Here is an 18,216-nt window from a genome sequence, read left to right on the forward strand (position 1 = left end):
CCGGCTCGTGTCCCGGTGGTATAGGTGCTCCAACCTCCATCATAGGACGCGCTCAGTAGCGAAAAGATCTCCACATTAGTGGGTTTGGGGGAACCAACCGGTCGCGCTCAGCGACTCTGGGTTGCGTTCGGAGTCCACCAGAATCCCGTTAGAGCTGGTTACCCGCATACCGTCCACATAGACACCCCGCCCGGTGTACAGCGAGTCAGTGGTGTAGCGCCAGCGAAGAATCACCTGACCAGTCGCCGGTATTTCCGCCGTCACCCGCCACCAGGCACGATGCCCGTGCCCGGCGAGCTCGCTCACCTCGCCCACCGGGGCGCCCGGTCCCGTGGCCCGGACGGGCACCGGCTGCCAACTCCTCCCGTCCGTGCTCGACTCGAGCACCAACGGGTCGGTCGCCTCGGTGTCCACGAACGCCGAGAAGGTGATGTGGACACTTCCCCTCGGATGCAGCGTGCGGGTGGTCAGCGTGGCCGTGCTGAGGTTGCCGACATCGCTGAACCAGGCGTCCCGGCCCTGGGCCGGACACACCGTCAAGGCCCGTGCCAGCGCGGTCGCCCAGGCCTCGCGGGCCAGGTTGATCGATCCCCAGTTCCTACTCGGATGCACGCGGTTGGTCAGCAGGATGGCGATCGACCGGGACTTCGGGTCGATGACCAGGGTCGTCCCGGTGTACCCGGTGTGACCGGCGGTCACCGGCGAAGACAGGCCCCCCATGTAGAACATCTGGTCCAGCTCGAAGCCCAGCCCGTGTGCGTCGTCCGGGAAGGCGCCGTTGTAGTTGGTGAGCATCTCCCGGACGGTGTCCGGGCGCAGGATCCGCGCACCCCGGTAGCTGCCGCCGTTGAGGATCGCCTGCGCCACGATCGCCAGGTCGCCGGCCGTGGAGAAGATCCCAGCATGGCCGGAAACACCGCCCAGCGCCCACGCGTTCTCGTCGTGCACCTGCCCACGGAGCATGCCGCGGGGCGGGGTCAGCTCGTCCTCGGTGGCCGCGATCCGGGCGAGCTTGCCGGCCGGTGGGTTGAATCCCGTGTCGACCATGCCCAGCGGTGTGGTGATCCGGTCGCGGACCACGGTGTCCAGCGTCGCGCCGGTTACCCGCTCCACCAGGAAGCCCAGGGTCATCAGGTTGATGTCGGAGTACAGGTAGGTCGTGCCCGGTGGGTTCTTCAGCGGGCTGTCGAGCACCGCCTTCCGGCGTGCCGGGAGGTCGCGCTCGCCCTGCCACAGCGGGGGCACCGGGTCGGCGTCCAGCCCGGAGGTGTGGGTCAGCAGCTGGCGAACAATGACATCCTGCTTGCCGTTGGTGCCGAACTCGGGTAGGTACCGCGCCACCGGCGCGTCCAGGTCGAGGACACCCTGCTCGACGAGTTGCATGGCCGCGATCGAGGTGAACAGCTTCGTGATCGAAGCCAGGTCGAAGATCGTGTCGTCGCGCATCGGCACCTGCTCGTCTGCGGGCAGTTCGGTGCCGTTCGCGTCGGCGTAACGCACGGCGCTGCCCACCGAGTACCGGTCGACGATCACGCCGTCGTGCGCCAGCAGCCCGACCGCCCCGGAGAAGTGCGGATGGCCGGTGCTCAGGTCGTTCCGGGTCCAGTTCGCCAGGAACTGCTCCGCGGCGCGGATCGGCGCCGGATCGAGGCCCACCTGCCCGGGAGACCCGTCCCGCAGCACCGTGTTCGCGGGCGCGAACCCCTGCCGGGGCCGGTCGAACCTGCCCACCCACGACTGTTGTTGCCCGGCGATCGCGCTAGCTCCCGTACTGCTTGTGACGCCCACGACGAAGGTCGCGGCAAACGTTCCCGCGGCGAGGAACGCCCGCCGGTTCACCATGTCAGGCCTGTCCCGAACGGGTACAGCGTCTTCGCCGGGTCGTCCCCGGTGGGGATCGTGACCGGCAGGCTCCCGTGCGGCGAGAGCTGCCCGAGCAGCACCTTGGCCAGCGATCGCATGGTCACGTCCCGCCAGTCGTAGGTGGCTACCCAGGTGGGCACATCCGCGTAGCCGGGGTCGTAGGGCTCCTGCACGGCCACCGCGACGACCGGCCGTCCGGTGGCGAGCAGTTCGCCGACCAGGTCTCGTTGCGCCGAGTTGGTCCGCAGGCCGTTGGTCAGCACGACCACCGTGCTCGCGTTCTTCGCCGCCTCGGTCACCTCGGCGATCCGCCCCGCGGTCGGTGCGGCCCCGGTCGGCATGGCGGTGCCGTCGAGCGCCTGGGCGAGCGTGTCGACAGGCTCTGCCGGATAGCCCGGATAGGCCGGGTTGTCCCAGCCCGTGACCAGGATCCCGCCGGGATCCTTCAGCGGCAGCAGGCCGGCGTCGTTACGCAGGACCGTGGTCGTGCGGTCGGTGATGGCCTGTAGCTGGGCCAGGTGCGCGGGTGTGCCGACCTCGCGGTTCACCGCGGCCTCGTTGACCAGCGGCCGGGCGGTGATCCCGCGCTTGAACTTCAGCTCCAGGATGCGCCGGACGCTCGTGTCGATCCGCTGCTCGGTGAGCCGGCCTTGGTGAACCGCGTCGAGCACACCGTTGATCGCGACACCCAGGTCGGGTGGCATGAGCATCTGGTCAACGCCGGCTTCCAGCGCCAGCACCGGGATCTCGGCGTCCGGGTGCAGCTGCCGCACCCCGTCCATCTGCAGCGAGTCGGTCACGACCACGCCGTCGTAATGCAGTTCGTCCCGCAGGATGCCGGTCATGATCGGCTTGGAGAGGGTGGCCGGTTCACCGGAGGGATCCAGGCTCGGCACCGTGATGTGCGCGGTCATGATCACGTCGATGCCGGCGTCGATCGCGGCCTGGAACGGCGGCAGGTCGATGTCGCGCCACTGCTGTTCGGTCCGGCCGATCACCGGCAGGCCGGTGTGGCTGTCGGTGGCGGCGTCCCCGTGGCCGGGGAAGTGTTTCGCCGCGGACGAGACCGTGTGGGTGGCGGGCCCGGAGTCCTGGTAGCCGTGGATCTCGGCCGCCACGAGGCGGCCGGCCAGTGCGGGATCGGCGGAGAACGAGCGCGAACCGATGATCGGGTTGAGCGGGTTGGAGTTGACATCGGCGTCCGGGGCGAAGTCCTGCGTGATCCCCATGGCGCGCAGCTCGTGGCCGTTGACGGTGGCCAGCTGGTTCGCGTCCGTCGCGCTCCGGCCGGCACCGACCGCCATGCTCGCCGGATACTCGGTGGCCGGTGCGCCGATCCGGGTCACCCGGCCACCCTCCTGGTCGATCGAGATGATCAACGGCAGGTGCGCACCGCTGTCGAGCGCGGCCCGCTGCAACCCGTTGGACAGCCGCGCCACCTGCACCGGGTCGTCGACGTTGTCCGTGGTCGGGTTGTTGAAATAGATGACGCCGCCCGGGTGGTACTTCTCGATCACCTGTGCGGGCGTGTCCACCCCGTATTTGGCCTGGTTGCCCGGGTTGACCTCGTTCGCCGACCTGCCCCAGACGTCGGCCACGAACAGTTGCCCGACCTTCTGTTCGAGCGTCATACCGCGCAGCATCTGCCGTGCCCAGCTCGCCGCGCTCGCGCCCTGCGCCGCCGTGGCGGGGCTCATGCCGGTCATGACGAGTAATCCGGAAATGGACGCGGCAACCAAACGTCCCCTCGATCGCAAAGCGGCCTCCCTCGCGGTGAACCGGCCGGGTTGGAAAAATTTCCACCTGAACCAGCCAGCATCGGGAAGCTACTCACTTGTCACTCTCAGGGTCAACGCTCGTCTACCGTTCGGGCTACATCCTTCGGCGGTGCTTCGCGCGACCGCGAAGGTGCGCATACACATGCGCGGGCGCCGCCGGTGATAATCGCCGGCGGCGCCCGCCCGCGCGGACCGCTCAGGTGACCAAGCGTGAACTCGTGTCGTACCTACCTGGACTCGGCGTCCGGCGTCCCGATACGCAGTCCATTGACGACAAGCCTCCCGCGGCGTGCCCCGCGTGGGTGCCTGGCGTCCGCGCACGGAGACCTTTCTCGGGGTGGATCACGGCTTCTCTTCGCTGTGTCCCGGGCCAGGAAAGGCGTCCGCAATAACGTTTCTACCCAGTGACGGGTGTCACTTCAAGAGGTCTGCGGGGTGCACCGGTAAAGAGGCTGAATCCGCCGCCACGGACACGCTGGAGGACTAGGCTTGTAGCCCCGGTTCTGCTATTTGTCGCGCCTCCGGCGCGCCAGTCCATACCAGGTCATGCCGGCCGCGACCGCCCCGATTCCGACCCCGAACGCGAGCACCGCCGCCGAGGGCGCGGTGATCCGGCTGCGCAGGGAAACGGGGTTCGTGAAGGTCAGGATCGGCCACCCTTGCTCGACGGCAAGGCGGCGCAGTGTCCGATCGGGATTGACCGCGTGCGGGTTGCCGACGGTCTCCAGCAGCGGGATGTCCGTGCTCGAGTCGCTGTAGGCGTAGCAGGCGGACAGGTCGTAGCCGCGGTCGCTGGCCAGCTCCTTGGCGGCGACCGCCTTCTCCGCGCCGTAGCAGTAGAAGTCCACCTCCCCGGAGTACCGGCCGTCGACTACCTCCATCCGGGTGGCCACGCTGTGCGTGACACCGAGCATGCCCGCGATCGGATGCACCACCTCTTCGCCGGCGGCCGACAGCACGATCACGTCGTGGCCGCGCGCCTGATGGGAGGCGATGAGTTCCGCCGCTTCCGCGTAAACCAGCGGGTCGACGATGTCGTGCAGCGTTTCGTTGACGATCGCGCGGACCTGCTCGACGTCCCAACCCGCGCACAGGGCGGAAATCTCGGCCCGCATGCGTTCGGTGCGGTCCTCGTCCGCGCCGGAGAGCGAGAACACGAGCTGTGCGTAGGCGCTTTTGAGCGCGGCCCGGCGGCTGATCAGCCCGTGCCGCAGCATCGGCTTGCTGAACGCGAGGGCGCTGGACGACGCGATGATCGTCTTGTCGAGGTCGAAGAAGGCCGCGACGCGGTTCGGGAGGGTCGCGGGCGAGCCGCTGGGTTCTGCCACGCGTCTCAGGATAGAAGGCCAGGCCGCCCGGTGAGCAGACCACAAAAGACAGTCCGCGAAGGAAAATTAATTACCGGTGGGAAATCGATTGCCTGGGCGTTATCGAAATGTGCGGCTGGAAAACGCGCAAGCGGGCGTTACAGTTGGTGGATCCGGTGCACCACCGGCCCGGTTCAGTCCGACACCCGGGACTGAACCCATCGCGACCCCCGTCCTCCCCCTGGCGGGGGTCGTTGGCGTTTCCGCAGCTTCTCGCGGTGATCCTTACTGCGCCCGCGGGTGCGCGATTGTGCCATGCCGCACCGACAATCTCCTTCCTGCGGCAGGCTGCACCCGTCAGTTGTCCACACCCACCTACTTGTCCACAACTACCTCAGGGCATTCTTGTCCGTTCCCTCGACCACGCGCGACGGTGGAGCCCGGCCGAATTCCACCGCCAAACGTTTCCCGGGGGTCTCCAGATGAGTCACGACCGTCCGCTCGTCGTCGTCGCAGACGAGACTTTGTTCGACGAGATCCTGCGGCTCGCCGCGGCCGTTGGCTGTGCGGCCCAGCACGCACCGGACCTCGTCGCCGCCCGAGGGTACTGGGCACGTGCCCCGCTCGTGCTCGTCGACGAGCAGGCCGTCCATGACGGGTTGCCGCGCCGGCCCGGGATCCTGCTCGTGACCAAGGGGTCGCCACTCGCGGAAACCTGGCGGCGTGCCTTCGAGGCCGGGGTCGAAAAGGTGGTTTCGCTTCCCGACGGCGAAGCGACCTTGATCGGTGTGCTCGCGGACATCGCCGAGGGACCAGGGGTGCCGGGCGGATGCGTCGTCGGCGTGCTCGGCGGACGTGGTGGCGCGGGCGCGTCGGTGCTCGCCGCGGCGAGCGGTCTGGTGGCCGCCGAACAGGGCGAGGCGCTGCTGATCGATTGCGATCCACTCGGCGGCGGGGTCGACCTGTTGCTGGGCGCCGAAGCGTACGACGGGTTGCGTTGGCCGGGAGTTCTCGTCGGCAGTGGCCGGATTTCGCTGCCCACACTGACGAAGACGCTGCCGGAGCGCCGCTACCGGGGCGGTCGCCTGCCCTTCGTGTCCTGCGATCGCATGGGGCAAGGGCCCACCGCCGAGTCGGTCGCCTCCATCGTCGAAGCCGGACGGCGGGCGGGCAGCGTGGTCGTGTGCGACCTGCCCCGGCATCTCGGGCCGCAGGCCGAAGCCGTGCTGCGGCGAGCCGATCTGGTCGTGCTGGTCGTGCCCGCGGAGGTAAGGGCGTGCGCCGCGGCCAACCGGGTCGCCGAGACGATCGCCGAGGTCCGCGATCACACGCGGCTGGTCGTTCGCGGGCCGGCGTCGAAAGGGCTGTGCCCCGAGGACGTCGCGAAGGCCGTCGGTCTCCCGTTGCTGACCTTCATGCCGCCCGAGCCGCAACTCGAAAGGTCCTTGGAGGCCGGGCGGTTCGAGCCCCGGTCGCGCGGGCCTCTGGTGACCGCCGCGCGCCTGATGCTGTCCGAGGCCCGATCCGGCCTTTGTGGCAAGGCCTCGGCCATCAGCCGCCAGGTCGACCCGATCGAGCGCAGACTCGCGGAGAAGGACTCATGACCAGCGAACTCGTCGAACGCGTCCGGCTTCGCTTGGCCGGCAACGGTTCGGAGACGGACCCGGCAACGGTCGCCGAGGCGGTGCGTGCCGAAGCCGGCGGGCCGGTCGGCCACACGCAGGTACTCGACGCATTGCGTCTGCTGCGCCAGGAGTTCACCGGGGCCGGGCCGCTCGAACCGTTGCTGGCCGAGCCGGGCGTGACGGATGTGTTGGTCACCGCACCAGATGAGGTGTGGGTCGACGACAGCCGAGGACTGCACCCTACGGGCGTCAAGTTCGCCGACGAGGAAGCCGTGCGCAGGCTTGCGCAACGCCTCGCCCTGTCGGCGGGCCGGAGGCTCGACGACGCTCAGCCCTATGTGGACAGTTGGCTTCCTGGTTCCCTGCCCCAGGGGCGGGTTCGCCTGCATGCGGTGCTACCACCGATCGCCGCGCGTGGCACCTGCATCTCGTTGCGCGTGCTCCGGCCCGCCGCACACGATCTGCCCACCCTGCGCACCTTGGGCACCTTCGACGGCGAAGGTGCCAAACTGGTCGAACTCGTTGTGACCGCTCGCCTCGCGTTCCTGGTCACCGGCGGCACCGGCGCGGGCAAGAGCACCCTGCTGTCGGCGATGCTCGGCGCGGTTTCGCCCGCGGAGCGAATCGTCAGCGTCGAGGACGTCGGTGAGTTGCAGCCGGCACATCCCCAGTTCGTCCGTCTCATCGCCAGGCCGCCGAACGTCGAGGGCGCCGGCGAGATCACCCTGCGCGACCTGGTCCGGCAGGCGCTGCGGATGCGTCCGGACCGGCTCGTCGTGGGCGAGGTGCGGGGCTTCGAGGTTTGCGAGTTGCTCAACGCGCTCAACACCGGACACGACGGTGGCGCCTGCACGCTCCATGCCAACTCTCCCAGCGAAGTACCCGCCCGGCTCGAGGCCCTTGCCGCGCTCGGCGGGCTTTCCCGCTCGGCCCTGCACAGCCAGCTCGCCGCGGCGGTTCAGGTCGTGCTGCACATGCGGCGGTTCGGTGCGGGCCAGCGGCGCCTTGCCGAGGTCGGTGTGCTCAGCCGCGACGAGCGCGGCGAGGTACGGGTGGTTCCGGTGTGGGCCGACGGCTCGTGGACGAAGCGCCGGGTGCTGTTGTCCGCGCTGCTCGAAGCGAGAGGGGTGCGGGCGTCATGGTGATCTTCGCGCACAACGGCGCCTTGTGGTGCGCGGCCGGAGCGCTCGCAATCTGGCCTGCGCCACCCACCGCCCTCGCCCGCCTGGCCGCGTTCTGCCCGCGATCGGCCACGCAGGGGCGACGTACCCGCCGAGTGCGAGTTCGCGGCAAGTTCCTGGTCGGGCTGGTCCTGTTGCTGGCCGTTCCGCTCCTGGGACCGGCCGTCGCGGTCTCCGCGGGACTGCTGTGCGCGGCGGGGTATTGCCACCGAAGGGTTTCGGTGCGTGGCAAAGCGGAGATCGCAGGCGCGAAGGACATGGCGGAAGCGATCCGCATGATGGTCGCCGAACTACGCCGGGGCGCGCCCGCGGCGCTGGCCGCCGAATCGGCCGCAGCGGACGCGTCGGGTCGGGCGGCGGCAGCGATGAGGACGCTCGCGGGAACCGCGCGGCTGGGCGCGGACCTCCCGGCCGGTGACCCCGATGCACGCGGGCCGGGCCACGCCGGCCTCGCCACCGCCTGGTCGCTCAGTCGCCGGCACGGTCTTCCCCTCGCGGATCTGCTCGACGCCGTCCGCCGGGACATCCTGGCGAGCGCACGTTTCGCGGCCCGGATCGACGCGACCATGTCGGGGCCACGGGCCAGCGCGGTCGTCCTCGCCACGCTTCCCGCCTTGGGCCTGTTGCTGGGTGAGGCCGTGGGCGCCGCACCGGTAGACGTGCTGACCGGCACCTCGGCCGGCCGGTCGCTGCTGCTCGTCGGGGCCCTGCTCATCCTGGCGGGAGTCGCATGGAGCGCTCGCCTGACGAGACTCAGGCCGCCGCGGTGAGCGCGGCAAGCGCGGTGACGGCGCTGATCGCGGTGGCCTTGCTGGCCTGCCCGGCATCGCGGCCGGCCGCTGTCCGGCTGTCCGTGCTGTCCGGCACGAGTCGCCGGCGGGTGCGGGTGAACTGGCCCGCTCGCGCCCGGCACCGGCCGCGAGCCGACTCCCCCCGGCTCGCGGCCACCTGGGACCTGCTAGCCGCGTGTCTGCGTGCCGGGCTACCCGTGCCGACCGCGATCCGCGCTGTGATCGCGGACCTTTCCGGACCCGAAGCGGACGCACTCAAGGCCGTCGCGGGGTTGCTCGCGCTCGGTGCGGACCCCGCCGAGGCATGGGCTCCGGCACGAGCCTGCACCGGTACCGCGCAACTCGCGCGGGCGGCCCAGCGCACCGCCCGCTCGGGAACCGCACTCGCGGAGGTCGCGGAAGAGTTGGCCGGCGAGGTGCGGTCGTCCTCGGTAGACCAGGCCGAGGCACGAGCACAACGTGCCGCGGTGTTGATCGCCGGGCCGCTCGGCTTATGTTTTCTGCCCGCCTTTCTCTGTCTGGGCGTGGTGCCGGTCGTGCTCGGACTCGCAACTCGGCTGTCGCTCCCATAACTATCCACAACAGACAAACGAGAACGAAAGGATTCCCATGATGTTCTGGAAAATCGAGCGGTCCGGACCGGACCTGGTCGGTGGCACGCCCACTCGGTGGCGGCCGTGGGGCACAAGATCTTTGGCATTGTTGGCAAACGGGCGCCGCTCAGGGAAAGACCGTCGCCGGCGCACGGATCTCGGGCGAGAATGGCTGCACCGGACTCACTGGACGTCCGACGACGGAATGACCACGGCGGAATACGCCATCGGCACCGTCGCCGCCGCGGCCCTCGCCGCGATTCTCTATACCGTCGTCACCGGTGACTCGATCGTGTCAGGGCTCACCTCACTCATTCAACGCGCCCTGACGGTGGCCTTCTAGAGCGGGACGTGGCGAATGCAGACGCGGCAATCCGCGGCGCGGACAAGCATCAATCCGCCGGTTACGGACCGGGGCGCGGTCACCGTCGAGGCGGCGATCGCCCTGAGCGCATTGACCTTGGTGTTCGCCCTGCTTCTCGCCGGCACCGTCACCATGACCGACCAGTTGCGGTGTGCCGACGCGGCGAGAGAGGCGGCGCGGCTGATCTCCCGTGGAGAGCCGCGACTCGCCGAGGAGGCGGTCGCGCGGATCGCCCCGCAGGGCGCGCAGCTAAGCGTTAACACGGAGGGAGACAACGTGATGGTCCAGGTTCGCGCGAACGCCGTGGCCGGTTTGCTGCCCGGCGTAAACCTCGTGGCAGTGGTCCACACCGTTTTGGAACCAGGCGTTTCCCATGCGAACGGGTGACTCCGGCACGGCGACCGTGTGGGCGGCCGGCGCGATCGTCGCACTGCTGGTGGTCGCCGGAGCGCTGTTTTCCCTCGGATCGGTGGTGTTGGCCCGCCAGCGCGCGGCCGACGCCGCCGACCTGGCGGCACTGGCCGCGGCCGGGCATGCAGACAGCGGTGGCGAGGCCGCCTGCGAGCGGGCTCGTTCCGTGGCCGAGGGAATGACGGTCCGCCTGCGGAGCTGCCGGTTTCAGCAGTGGGACGCGCTTGTCGAAGTGGAAGCCGCCGTTGCGGGTGGGATCGGTGTCGCTTCCGCTCATGCCCGGGCAGGTCCTGTCCCCGTGCACCCGTTGGACGTTCAACCTTCGGGCATTGACCCGTGACGGTTCGGCGACGTTGGCGGTGACGTTGCCGGGCAGGCACGTTCACCCGCGAATCACGACCTTCGGACGTGGCGGGCCGATCACGGCCTACTCGTAGTCCCGAGGACGGGCGGTCGTTCACATGCGCCGAGCGGTCGCCCGGCGCTCGCCTTGGCACCAAAGGGTGACCGGCAAAACCGTTGTGGAGCAACGAAAAAATGTGGGTGGTGTCACGTCTTCGGGTGTCGGGCAGGCGCCGTCGGTCGTCGCACACCGATTGTCAACCGGCGTTCGGCCGGCCGATGCCCGCGTGTTGCTCGTCGTTCCGTATCGGCCGGTTGTCGAGCGGGCACTGTCGGTGCTCACCAACTTGCCGTTTAGTGAAATCGGAAGCCACCGTGGGCGGTGGAGTGAACGAGGAGTTGTGAACTGATGTTGGACACGGATTGGTCGGATAGCTGGCGGGGCGCCTTCCGCATCGAGTTGCGTGCGGAGGCGATCGGTCTCGCCTGCCACGGGTGGCCGGTACTGCCCGGCACCTTTCCGACCACGCCGCAGAGTGGCGGCAAGACCTGGACCGGCCCGGTGCCGGTGCACGCCGACTGGGCCGACCGTATCGGCGCACACCCGAACGAGGTCGCCGAGTGGTGGGCCAAGCCGTACAGCCTGCTCGTCGCGACCGGGAAGGTGCTGGACGCCGTCGAGGTGAGCGACACGCTCGGCAAGCGCGCCGCGCGATTGCTCCGCGCGACCGGTCACCCCGCTCCCATCGTGGCGACTCCGGACGGCCGCTGGCTGTTCCTGACCACTGTCGCCGACCGGTTCCCGGACCGGCTCGCCACCAGCGGCGAGGTCCGCTGGCACGGCGAGGGCGGCTGGGTTCCGCTGCCGCCCACCCCCTACCAGCACGGTGTCGTGCACTGGCGGGTCAAGCCGGACGTCTGGGGCTGGCGACTCCCGGCCGCGGACGCCGTCCACTCGGTGCTCGTACGTGCACTGGACCAGACCGACGACAGGGAGGTGCGTGGTCAGCAGTTGGTCGCGGCGTCCGCCGCGGCGTGAACAACGTGGTCGTGCCGGCCGACGTGGTGACGTACCGCCCCGAGCACGGCGTCCAGTACGGCCACTGCCCCCGCCTTGTCCAGTGGATCGTTGCCGTTCCCGCACTTCGGTGACTGCACACAGGACGGGCATCCCGCCGGGCACTCGCAGGAGTTGATCGCCTCCCGCGTAGCGGCCAGCCACGGGACCAAAGCGGCGAAACCGCGATCGGCGAATCCCGCACCACCGGGATGGCCATCGTGCACGAACACCGTTGCCTCCCCGGTGTCGATGTGCAGCGCGGTCGAAACACCGCCGATGTCCCAGCGGTCGCAGGTAGCGAACAGCGGTAGCAGGCCGATCGCCGCGTGTTCGGCGGCATGCAGGGCGCCGGGGACGCGCGCCGGGTCAAGACCGGCGCCCCCCGGTGCCCTGCCGCAGTCCAGTAACTCGGCTGACACCGTGTACCAGACCGCCCGGGTCTCCAGCTTCTGCTCGGGCAGGTCCAGCGCCACCTGGTCCAGGATTTCACCGGACGGCCGCCGGCGCAGGTACCCGACGACCTGCGAGCTCACGGCGACGTCGCCGAGACAGACGCTCACCCCGCCGTAGTCGATCCGCTCCTGGGTGCTCAAGACCGAGATGTCGGCCACCTCGCGTGGCGAGGTCGTCCAGTCCGGATCCTCCGCATGTACCAGTGCGATTCCGGATTCCAGGTCCAGCTCGTCCACCACATAGGAAGAACCCTGGTGGAGATAGACCGCGCCCGGATGCACCGTCGTGCAGGCCGATCCGGGATCGACGGTGCCGAGCAGTCGCGACGTGTCCGCCTCCACCACCGCGATCTGCTCTCCGCCCGATCCCCGGATGTCCACCTCGTGGTGTGGGCGATCCCGTGAAGTCCAGTACCAGCCGCTCGGCCGCCGGCGCAGCAGCCGGTCCGCGACCAGCGAGTCGAGCACATCCCGCGCCGCCGCGCTGCCGAAGGTGTCAAGTTCTCCCGCCGTGATGGGGAGCTCCGCGGCGGCGCAGGCCAGCTGCGGCGCCAGCACGTAGGGGTTGGCGGGATCCAGCACCGTCGTTTCCACCGGCCGTTCGAGGATCGCCGCCGGGTGGTGCACGAGATAGGTGTCCAGCGGGTCGTCGCGAGCGACGAACACGACCAGCGCGTCGTCGGCGGCCCGGCCCGCGCGCCCGGCCTGCTGCCAGAACGAGGCGAGCGTTCCCGGGTACCCGGCGAGCACGACGGCGTCGAGACCCGCGATGTCCACACCGAGTTCGAGCGCGTTGGTCGTGGCGACGCCCAGCAGATCCCCGGACAGCAGGGCTTTTTCCAATGCCCGCCGCTCCTCCGGCAGGAAGCCCGCGCGGTAGGCGGCCACCTGCTTGGCCAGTACGGAGTCGACTTCGGACAGCAGCCGGCGGGCGCTCAGTGCGGTCAGCTCGGCGCCGCGGCGCGACCGCACGAAGACCAGCGAGCGCGCCCCCTCCACGACGAGTTCCGCCAGGATCCGGCCGGCCTCCGCGCCCGCGGACCTGCGCACCGGCGCCCCGTTCTCGCCGGTGAAGTCCGGCAACAACGGGGGTTCCCACAGGGCGACCACGCGTGCTCCGCGTGGTGAGGCGTCGTCGACCACCGCCGCGCATTCCTCCCCGGTGAGCCGCCCGGCGAAGTCCGCGGGTGCCGCCGTGGTCGCCGACGCGAGAACGAACACCGGCGAGGCGCCGTAGTGCCGTGCGACCCGCCGCAGGCGGCGTAGCAGCAAGGCCACGTGTGACCCGAACACCCCGCGATAGCTGTGGCACTCGTCCACGACCACGTAGGTGAGCTTGCGGAAGAATCTCGCCCATCTGGCGTGGTTCGCCAGGATGCCGCGATGCAGCATGTCCGGGTTGGTGAAGACCCACCGGGCATGCGCGCGAACCCAGTCCCGTTCGGCTAGCGGTGTGTCGCCGTCATAGGAGGCTGCACGCACACCCGGGATGTCGAACGAGGACACCGCGCGGAGCTGGTCCGCGCCGAGCGCTTTGGTCGGCGACAGGTACAGCGCGCAGGCACGCTCGTCCTGGGCGAGGCTGGACAGCACGGGGAGCTGGTAGGCAAGCGACTTGCCGGAGGCGGTCCCGGTCGAGATCACCACGTGCTGCCCGTCGAACGCGAGCGATGCGGCCTCGATCTGATGCGACCACGGCCGCGTTGCCCCGGCGGACCGCAGCGCGGCCACCACCCGCGGGTCCGCCCACGACGGCCAGTCCGCATGCCGCGGCTCCCGCGCGGGTAGCTCGGCCACGTGGGTCACCGGGTCGGCCGCCTCGGGAATGCCCGCGGTGATCCGGTCCAGCAACCGCCGCGCCCGCTCGGTCGGTGCCGCGGAGGCCGCGTTCTGATTCGGCGCCAGGCTTTCAGCCACGTCACTCAGGGTGGCACAGGGGTACGACATCGCCCTACCGCGGCGGCAGTGATCACGACCGGGGTTTGGTTCCCCACCGTGAGAAGTCTCACATATACGGATGGTAATCATGAGGGGACGCCCTGACCGTGTCGCGTCCAGTACCAATACACTCCGGCAAATGACACCAAATGTGGTGTAGATCCCTCGCCAGCGTCGGCAAGGCTGTCCGCAGCGAAGCCGTCGCTGGCACAAGGCGACGTTCCAGGAGGACGGATGTCCCGGCAGTTCCTCGCGGAAGGCCTCGAGCTTTCCGGAGGTGACTACGGCGTCGTGGCCGTGGTCGCCGTGGTCGCCCTTGCCGCACTGGCGGTTGGCTATGTCCTGCTCAGGGAGGTGCTGGCCGCCGGCCAGGGCACCCCCAAGATGCAGGAGATCGCCAAAGCGGTGCAGGAAGGCGCGGCTGCCTACCTCAAGCGGCAACGCAACACGCTCTCCATCTTCGGTGTGGTCGTGTTCCTGTTGCTGTTCGCACTACCGGCGGAAGGTTGGAGCGAGCGCATCGGCCGCTCGCTGTTCTTCCTCGTCGGTGCGGCGTTCTCGTTCACCATCGGCTATCTCGGCATGTGGCTGGCGACCCAGGCGAACCTGCGGGTCGCGGCGGCGTCCCGGGAGGCGGGTGGCCGGGAAACGGCGATGCGCGTGGCGTTCCGGACCGGTGGCGTGGTCGGCATGATCACCGTTGGTCTCGGCCTGTTCGGCGCGGCGATCGTGGTGCTCGCCTACGCGGGCCAGGCGCCGAAGGTCCTGGAGGGCTTCGGGTTCGGCGCCGCGCTGATCGCCATGTTCATGCGTGTCGGCGGCGGCATCTTCACCAAGGCCGCCGACGTGGGCGCGGACCTGGTCGGCAAGGTGGAGCAGAACATCCCCGAGGACGACCCGCGTAACGCGGCGACGATCGCCGACAACGTCGGTGACAACGTCGGGGACTGTGCCGGTATGGCGGCCGACCTGTTCGAGTCCTACGCCGTGACGCTGGTGGCCGCGCTGATTCTCGGCAGCACGGCGTTCGGCAAGGACGGCCTGCTGTTCCCGCTGATCGTGCCCGGCATCGGCGTCATCACGGCCGTGATCGGTGTGTACATCACCAAGGCAAGGTCTGGCGAGAACGGCCTGGTGACCATCAACCGCTCGTTCTACATCTCGGCGATCATCTCCGCGGTCCTGTGCGCGGTCGCTGCGTTCCTGTTCCTCCCCAGTTCGTTCGCCGGCTTCGGCGCAGATCACGCGAGCATCGGCGGCAATCCCGCGGTCATCGCGACCGTCTCGGTGATCATCGGCATCGTACTGGCCGCGGTCATCCTGCGGTTGACCGGCTACTTCACCGGCACCGAGCACGGGCCGGTCAAGAACGTCGGCAAGACTTCGGAGACCGGTCCCGCGACGGTGATCCTGTCCGGGATCTCGGTGGGCTTCGAATCGGCCGTGTACACGGCCGTGGTGATCGCCGCCGCCGTGTTCGGGGCGTATCTGCTGGGTGGCATGGTCGCGCTGTTCGCGGTCGCACTGGCCGGCACCGGCCTGTTGACCACCGTCGGCGTCATCGTCGCGATGGACACCTTCGGCCCGGTTTCGGACAACGCGCAGGGCATCGCGGAGATGTCCGGCGAGGTGGACGAGAAGGCGGCGCAGATCCTGACCGAGCTGGACGCGGTCGGCAACACCACCAAGGCGATCACCAAGGGCATCGCGATCGCCACCGCCGTGCTCGCGGCGACGGCGCTGTTCGGCTCCTACTCCGACTCGATCGCCAAGGCGCTCGCCACGGCCGGTCAGGCGGCGGCGAGTCTGCCCGCCACCTTCCTCAACAACATCGTCAGCGCGAACACCCTGGTGGGCGTGATCATCGGGGCCGCGGTGGTGTTCATGTTCTCCGGTCTCGCGGTGAACGCGGTGTCGCGTGCGGCGGGTGCGGTGGTCTTCGAGGTGCGCCGCCAGTTCCGGGACATCCCGGGGATCATGGAGGGCACCACGCGGCCCGAGTACGGCAAGGTCGTCGACATCGTCACCCGTGACTCCCTGCGGGAGCTGGCCACGCCCGGCCTGCTGGCGGTGTTCGCCCCGATCGCGGTCGGGTTCGGGCTCGGCACCGGCGCGCTCGCCGGTTACCTCGCCGGCGCGATCGCGACCGGCACCCTGATGGCGATCTTCCTCGCCAACTCCGGCGGAGCGTGGGACAACGCGAAGAAGCTGGTCGAGGACGGGAACCACGGTGGCAAGGGGTCCGAGGCCCACGCCGCGACGGTCATCGGCGACACGGTCGGCGACCCGTTCAAGGACACCGCGGGCCCGGCGATCAACCCGCTGATCAAGGTGATGAACCTGGTGTCGGTGCTGATCGCGCCGGCGGTCGTGCAGTTCTCGATCGGCCCGGACGCCTCGCTGGGCGTACGGATCGCGATCGCTCTGGTGGCCGTCGCGGTCATCGTGGTCGCGGTGGTCGTCTCCAAGCGCCGCAGCACGGTGATCGCGGAACCCGCGAGTGAGAAGGCCGAGCCGGCCAAGGCCGGGTAGCGCAGGCACACTCGGGGCCCGCCACGGATGTCGACGTGGCGGGCCCTGTTGCGCCAGCCCACCACCGCCCTCGGCGGACGGGCTCCGCGCGGCGGTGACAACCTGCCCGAAAGTTGCGAAGTGTAAACGTATCGGTACCGTCGGGGTGGTACCCGTCGTCAGGAGGTGTGCGCGTGCGAGCCGGGAAGTACCTGCTCCTAGTGGTGCTGACCGGTGTCTGCACGGTTCTGGCCGCCTGTGGCCAGCCGCCGGCGGCCGTGTCTCCGGGGGGTCCGGGCCTGTCCAGGGGCGACGTGGACCGGCAGGAGGCGGCGACTCGCTGGGCGAACGACTACTGCATCGCGGTCGGCTCGCTGGTGGACGGCCTGGCGGCCATGCCGACCGTCGACCCGAGCACGCCGCAACGCGCCGTGCGGACCTCGAGCGAACTGCTCGGGTCGGTGATCAACGGGTTGGACCAGGCCGTGCAGGGCCTGGATGCGCTGCCGCCTTCGCCCGTTCCCGGCGGGGACGGCGTGCGCGCGGACGCACTGAGGAGTTTCACCACGGTTCGGGCCAACGCGGTGGCGGCCAAGACGCAACTCGACAGCGTGTCCAACAACAGCAGGATCGATCAGCAGACGCTGGGCGCGGCTCGTGGCCCGCTGGACGAGGTGTCCAGGCTGGATTTGCTGGCCGGCTTCGACACTTATCCCGAGCTGGCCGCCGCGCGGTTGCGGGCTCCCGTTTGCGGGCAGCTCACCGCGCATGCGACGCCGGAATCGACGACCGCGGCGAGCCCGCAATCCGGGACCGGCGGGAACTGAATTTCGCCGGCTTTTTCGACCGGACTCCTTTGTTCAGAACGTGTTCGGGTAGCCAGGCCGTGGCGTCGATCATCGGCTGCCGGTTGACCACGATGGCGGCCTGCCTCCCCGCCCACGTGCAGTGTTGTTGTCTGTCACCAAGCGTGCTCATCTCGCGTTTTGGATAACCTTGCTCTGGCGTTTAATCGAACTGCAGTTCTACCATTGGCCGGATGGACCAGATTTCGTTCTTCTCGGCGGAGGCGAGCGGGCCGCGTCCGGCCGACCTGGCCGGGGTGCTGTGCGGGCCGGGGCAGATCGAGATTTTCGGCCGGACCGCGGCCAGGCTCTCCGTCGCGGTGGATGAGCCGTGGCGGGCGCGGGCGCTGGCTGCCGAGTTCACCTGTCGCGGGATCGGCGCGGGTGTGGTGACCGAGGACGGGCGGCCGCTCCTGCGTACCGCGTTCCGGGTCGGCCTGATCGGGCTGGCCAACGCTTGGTGTTCCGGCCCGGCGAAGGTCGTGCCGCGCGGGTTCCGGCTGACCGGCGCCGAACTCCGGTTGTGGGCACTGGCGGCCGGACAGGCGGGCGAGCGCGACTACCTGCTCGCGATGGACGAGCAGGCTCCGCAAACGCATGCGGCGCTGGCGGACGCGCTCGGCTGTCTGGGGTTGCCCTGTCAGGTGGTGACCCCGCGCGGCGGTGGCCCGGCCATCCGGGTCACCGGTCGTCGTCGCCTCGCTGCCCTTGGCGAACTGCTCGGTGCCCCGCCGCCTGCCACCGAAGGCGCCTGGCCGGGGCAGCATGAGGCGGAACGGCGCGGGCCGATCGCGGGCTTGCGCGGCAGACAGCCGCGCCGGGCCAGGTCGAGGACGTTGCCGGGATCCATGACCGCCACGATCTGGTAGGCCCGCTGCCCATAGAGCGTCCTTTGTGGACAGAGATGGAGATGAAACGCAAGCGGAGGACGTTTCGCTTCGTGCGGCGAATAAATCACGCAGTCGACGGCACGGGTCAGGGCCGTGGGAAATGACCGCACAGCACAGTGATCGGCGCGCCCACGTTTTCTGGCGGATGCGGAAAGAGTTCGTCGAGCCCGTACTCGATCTGCCGGTAGGTCGAATCGAGCCGGTACAGTGTCATCTCTGTGCCGGTCATGGTGCGGTGGACGATTTCGCGATCGTGTCGGTGTAG

16 protein-coding genes are annotated in these 18,216 nt (G+C 69.5%); 11 read left to right on the forward strand and 5 right to left on the reverse strand.

From position 1 onward, the window contains the following. Positions 1-75: 75 nt before the first annotated feature. The 3 genes from A3CU_RS0114045 to A3CU_RS0114055 form a co-directional block, all read right to left on the reverse strand. Positions 76-1,842: a serine hydrolase domain-containing protein gene (locus A3CU_RS0114045; RefSeq protein ID WP_084143257.1), complete on the reverse strand. Its 1,767-nt coding sequence runs from the start codon at positions 1,840-1,842 to the stop codon at positions 76-78. Then, the gene (locus A3CU_RS0114050) at positions 1,836-3,560 is read right to left on the reverse strand and encodes a glycoside hydrolase family 3 protein (protein WP_245617065.1); all 1,725 of its coding nucleotides are present in this window, start codon (positions 3,558-3,560) and stop codon (positions 1,836-1,838) included. The genes A3CU_RS0114045 and A3CU_RS0114050 overlap by 7 nt, the downstream gene beginning before the upstream one ends. Before the next feature lie 587 nt (positions 3,561-4,147). Then, the gene (locus A3CU_RS0114055) at positions 4,148-4,969 is read right to left on the reverse strand and encodes an HAD family hydrolase (protein WP_027942832.1); all 822 of its coding nucleotides are present in this window, start codon (positions 4,967-4,969) and stop codon (positions 4,148-4,150) included. 461 nt (positions 4,970-5,430) lie between these two features. On the opposite strand from A3CU_RS0114055, the gene ssd reads away from it, so the two are divergent. From ssd to A3CU_RS0114095, 8 genes are all read left to right on the forward strand, one after another. Next, positions 5,431-6,552 carry a septum site-determining protein Ssd gene (ssd, locus tag A3CU_RS44750; protein WP_052371715.1) on the forward strand — a complete coding sequence of 374 codons (1,122 nt, stop codon included), beginning with the start codon at positions 5,431-5,433 and terminating at the stop codon, positions 6,550-6,552. Next, complete coding sequence (locus A3CU_RS0114065) at positions 6,549-7,718, forward strand: TadA family conjugal transfer-associated ATPase (RefSeq protein WP_027942833.1); 1,170 nt, start codon at positions 6,549-6,551, stop codon at positions 7,716-7,718. Before ssd ends, A3CU_RS0114065 begins: the two co-directional genes overlap by 4 nt. Continuing rightward, positions 7,712-8,524 (forward strand): type II secretion system F family protein, encoded by an 813-nt coding sequence (locus A3CU_RS0114070; protein WP_027942834.1) that lies wholly within the window; start codon positions 7,712-7,714, stop codon positions 8,522-8,524. The genes A3CU_RS0114065 and A3CU_RS0114070 overlap by 7 nt, the downstream gene beginning before the upstream one ends. Beyond that, entirely contained in the window at positions 8,485-9,117 is a 633-nt protein-coding gene (locus A3CU_RS0114075) for a type II secretion system F family protein (protein WP_084143259.1), read from the forward strand. The genes A3CU_RS0114070 and A3CU_RS0114075 overlap by 40 nt, the downstream gene beginning before the upstream one ends. 193 nt (positions 9,118-9,310) lie before the next feature. Next, on the forward strand, positions 9,311-9,481 hold the full coding sequence (locus A3CU_RS54435; RefSeq protein ID WP_027942836.1) for a DUF4244 domain-containing protein: 171 nt from the start codon (positions 9,311-9,313) through the stop codon (positions 9,479-9,481). Positions 9,482-9,496: 15 nt separating this feature from the next. After that, complete coding sequence (locus tag A3CU_RS0114085; protein WP_027942837.1) at positions 9,497-9,889, forward strand: TadE family type IV pilus minor pilin; 393 nt, start codon at positions 9,497-9,499, stop codon at positions 9,887-9,889. Next, positions 9,876-10,253, forward strand: coding sequence for an Rv3654c family TadE-like protein (locus tag A3CU_RS44755; RefSeq protein ID WP_043841100.1), 378 nt, complete (start codon positions 9,876-9,878; stop codon positions 10,251-10,253). The genes A3CU_RS0114085 and A3CU_RS44755 overlap by 14 nt, the downstream gene beginning before the upstream one ends. Positions 10,254-10,664: 411 nt before the next feature. Continuing rightward, positions 10,665-11,294 (forward strand): bifunctional DNA primase/polymerase, encoded by a 630-nt coding sequence (locus tag A3CU_RS0114095; RefSeq protein ID WP_027942838.1) that lies wholly within the window; start codon positions 10,665-10,667, stop codon positions 11,292-11,294. On the opposite strand, the gene A3CU_RS0114100 is transcribed toward A3CU_RS0114095, so the two are convergent. Continuing rightward, positions 11,261-13,684: a DEAD/DEAH box helicase gene (locus A3CU_RS0114100; protein ID WP_425388241.1), complete on the reverse strand. Its 2,424-nt coding sequence runs from the start codon at positions 13,682-13,684 to the stop codon at positions 11,261-11,263. The two genes, A3CU_RS0114095 and A3CU_RS0114100, sit on opposite strands and share 34 nt — an antisense overlap. A 255-nt stretch (positions 13,685-13,939) precedes the next feature. Between A3CU_RS0114100 and A3CU_RS0114105 the strand changes: the two genes are divergently transcribed. The 3 genes from A3CU_RS0114105 (at position 13,940) to A3CU_RS44765 (ending at position 17,930) form a co-directional block, all read left to right on the forward strand. Beyond that, complete coding sequence (locus A3CU_RS0114105; protein ID WP_027942840.1) at positions 13,940-16,237, forward strand: sodium-translocating pyrophosphatase; 2,298 nt, start codon at positions 13,940-13,942, stop codon at positions 16,235-16,237. A gap of 173 nt (positions 16,238-16,410) precedes the next feature. Further along, entirely contained in the window at positions 16,411-17,043 is a 633-nt protein-coding gene (locus A3CU_RS44760; protein WP_063628828.1) for a hypothetical protein, read from the forward strand. A 212-nt stretch (positions 17,044-17,255) separates the two neighbouring features. Further along, positions 17,256-17,930 (forward strand): hypothetical protein, encoded by a 675-nt coding sequence (locus tag A3CU_RS44765; RefSeq protein WP_063628829.1) that lies wholly within the window; start codon positions 17,256-17,258, stop codon positions 17,928-17,930. A 106-nt stretch (positions 17,931-18,036) separates the two neighbouring features. On the opposite strand, the gene A3CU_RS52410 is transcribed toward A3CU_RS44765, so the two are convergent. After that, entirely contained in the window at positions 18,037-18,180 is a 144-nt protein-coding gene (locus tag A3CU_RS52410) for a hypothetical protein (RefSeq protein ID WP_156960368.1), read from the reverse strand. Between the last annotated feature and the right edge of the window lie 36 nt (positions 18,181-18,216).

Origin of the sequence: Amycolatopsis taiwanensis DSM 45107 (assembly GCF_000519205.1) — a bacterium.
GTDB lineage: Bacteria > Actinomycetota > Actinomycetes > Mycobacteriales > Pseudonocardiaceae > Amycolatopsis_E > Amycolatopsis_E taiwanensis.

Coding starts and splice junctions, on each gene's coding strand:
- A3CU_RS0114045 (WP_084143257.1), bottom strand. CDS start 1,842: ATGGTGAACCGGCGGGCGTTCCTCGCCGCGGGAACGTTTGCCGCGACC.
- A3CU_RS0114050 (WP_245617065.1), bottom strand. CDS start 3,560: ATGAGCCCCGCCACGGCGGCGCAGGGCGCGAGCGCGGCGAGCTGGGCA.
- ssd (WP_052371715.1), top strand. CDS start 5,431: ATGAGTCACGACCGTCCGCTCGTCGTCGTCGCAGACGAGACTTTGTTC.
- A3CU_RS0114065 (WP_027942833.1), top strand. CDS start 6,549: ATGACCAGCGAACTCGTCGAACGCGTCCGGCTTCGCTTGGCCGGCAAC.
- A3CU_RS0114070 (WP_027942834.1), top strand. CDS start 7,712: ATGGTGATCTTCGCGCACAACGGCGCCTTGTGGTGCGCGGCCGGAGCG.
- A3CU_RS0114075 (WP_084143259.1), top strand. CDS start 8,485: ATGGAGCGCTCGCCTGACGAGACTCAGGCCGCCGCGGTGAGCGCGGCA.
- A3CU_RS0114085 (WP_027942837.1), top strand. CDS start 9,497: ATGCAGACGCGGCAATCCGCGGCGCGGACAAGCATCAATCCGCCGGTT.
- A3CU_RS44755 (WP_043841100.1), top strand. CDS start 9,876: ATGCGAACGGGTGACTCCGGCACGGCGACCGTGTGGGCGGCCGGCGCG.
- A3CU_RS0114095 (WP_027942838.1), top strand. CDS start 10,665: ATGTTGGACACGGATTGGTCGGATAGCTGGCGGGGCGCCTTCCGCATC.
- A3CU_RS0114105 (WP_027942840.1), top strand. CDS start 13,940: ATGTCCCGGCAGTTCCTCGCGGAAGGCCTCGAGCTTTCCGGAGGTGAC.
- A3CU_RS44765 (WP_063628829.1), top strand. CDS start 17,256: ATGGACCAGATTTCGTTCTTCTCGGCGGAGGCGAGCGGGCCGCGTCCG.
- A3CU_RS52410 (WP_156960368.1), bottom strand. CDS start 18,180: ATGACCGGCACAGAGATGACACTGTACCGGCTCGATTCGACCTACCGG.